The 2,078-nt window shown below is 65.3% G+C and carries 3 protein-coding genes and 1 pseudogene; all 4 read right to left on the reverse strand.

The features are described from left to right. Positions 1-298, reverse strand: a 298-nt coding sequence (locus tag IQ216_RS13665) for a bile acid:sodium symporter family protein (protein ID WP_193815904.1), incomplete at its 3' end; no start/stop codon positions are given. Positions 299-362: 64 nt separating this feature from the next. After that, a complete protein-coding gene (locus tag IQ216_RS13670; protein WP_193815905.1) occupies positions 363-611 on the reverse strand; it encodes a hypothetical protein in 249 nt (82 codons plus the stop codon). A gap of 57 nt (positions 612-668) precedes the next feature. Next, positions 669-1,487: a polyphosphate kinase 2 gene (gene ppk2, locus IQ216_RS13675; RefSeq protein ID WP_193815906.1), complete on the reverse strand. Its 819-nt coding sequence runs from the start codon at positions 1,485-1,487 to the stop codon at positions 669-671. 323 nt (positions 1,488-1,810) lie between these two features. Beyond that, positions 1,811-2,078: pseudogene (locus tag IQ216_RS14830) on the reverse strand (M23 family metallopeptidase); the annotation flags it as partial.

Consider the following 2,078-nt stretch of genomic DNA (forward strand, 5'->3'; position numbering starts at 1 on the left):
GGGCCGTGAAGGAGATCGAGAGGGCCACGTCACCCCCCGCCAGGCGGGTCATGACGTTGGAGGTGATCCCCCCCGGGCAGCAGGCCAGCACCAGCACCCCCACGCCCAGCTCCCCCGGCAGGTTGAACAGGCGGATCAGCCCGAAGGCCACCAGGGGCAACAGCAGCACCTGAGCGATCACCCCAGCCAAAAGCGGCTGGGGCCGGCGCAGGGCCAGGCCGAAATCCGCCGGGGTGAGTGAAATCCCCAGGGCAACCATGATGAAGGCCAGCGCCAGGGGAAGGACAACGGTGAACATGCCGGCCGGTGACGTCCGGGGATTCTGAGCCGGGGCGACACGGCAGCAGCAGCAGCATCGGTGTCTAAACCGAGTTGCTGGGCGGAAGCTGCGCTGGAGGCAGAAACCGGCGGATGAAGAGGTCCATCGGTGTGGGGCCGCAATGGGGCTGCCAGGCGGCTCCAGGCGAGCGCCGCCAGCACTGCACCAGCAGCTGGGCTGGGCCGGCCTGCACCAGCAGGATCCGGTAGCGGTACGCCGCATCGGCGGCCTGAGCTGGACTACTGAGCACTTCAGCCCGTGCCTGGGTGCACAGGGCTGGGCTGAAGGACATCCTGTTGAACGGGTTGAACGGCACGAGCCTGCCTGCACCGCCGCTGAGGCGAGCTGATCAGTTGTCGATGAACAGCGAATGGGCCGTGCGCACGACCCGTGGATCGGGCTCACAGGCCACGTCGTGGTCTTTGTGCTCGTAGTCCAGGGCGTGGAGGACGCTGCGGATGGCGCCGAGGCGGGCCCGTTTCTTCTCGTTTGAGTTGACGATCGTCCATGGCGCCACGAGGGTGTCGGTGGCGAGCAGCATTTCGTTGCGGGCTTCGGTGTAGGCGCCGTACTTCGCCACACTGGCTTCGTCGATGGGCGAAATCTTCCACTGCTTGAGCGGATCGTCGCGTCGATCGTCGAAACGCAGTTTCTGCCTGCCCTGCGACACGGTGAACCACATCTTGAACAGCCTAATTCCACTGCTCACGAGGGACTGCTCAAAGCCGGGAACCTGGCGTAGAAACAGGGCGTGCTGCTGCGGTGTACAGAAGCCCATCACCTTTTCGACGCCGGCCCGGTTGTACCAGGACCGGTCGAACATCGTGATTTCTCCCGCCGCTGGCAGGTGCGGAACATAGCGCTGGAAGTACCACTGGGTTGCTTCGGCATCGTTGGGTTTGGCCAGCGCCACATGTTCACTGCCGCGTGGATTGAGGTGTTCGCGGAACCGCTTGATCGATCCACCCTTGCCCGCCGCATCGCGACCTTCGAACAGGATCACCACGCGCTCTCCGACAGCCTTGATGTGACGCTGCGCCTTGAGCAGTTCAATCTGGAGCGCTTCGAGGTCTTGCTTGTAGTGCTTCTTGTCGATCGTTTCGGCGTAGGGCAGATTGTTCTGCATCTCCTCGATCGACTGAACGGCTGAGGGGTGCTGCTTGCTCATGAGGGTGGCGAACGTTGCTTGGATATGAAATCGACGTGATCCAGCGGGTGAAACCTGTGATGCAACCCGATCACCTTTGCCCTAATGGCCAGCAAACTGCTGGTCCTGCCGAAAAGCTCGTATTGGAGCCGCTCCTGATCGGCCATCAATGGGCTGCGTTGGCGCCTCTGTTGCCAGTGTGCCCCCGCTCGGGGCTGCCGGCAGCAGCGGCGTGGGATCCACCGCCACCAGCCCTTGGGGCTGGCGTTGCCGCAGTTCCAGGTGCAGATGGGCCGTGCTGGCGTTGCCGCTCTGGCCCACCAGGCCCAGGCTCTGGCCCGCCGTCACGCTGTCGCCRRCNAYWRGKSTGRWRCGNCAGMMGMTGGSCSYNGAKSYTCGCCCRNGMCRYYGMMRTSSWCGATCAGCACCGTGAGGCCGTAGCCGCTGATCTCCGCCACCCGCTGCACCGTTCCTGGCAGCACCGCCAGCACGGCAGTGCCCTCCGGCGCGATCAGATCCAGCCCGGTGTGCATGCGCCAGGCGCCCCGCGCCGGGGAATAGCGCCAGCCCCAGGGGTCCTGCTCCGAGGCGGCCACGGCCAGGGGGTAGTGC

Origin of the sequence: Cyanobium sp. LEGE 06143, from assembly GCF_015207535.1 — a bacterium.
Classification (GTDB): Bacteria; Cyanobacteriota; Cyanobacteriia; order PCC-6307; family Cyanobiaceae; genus NIES-981.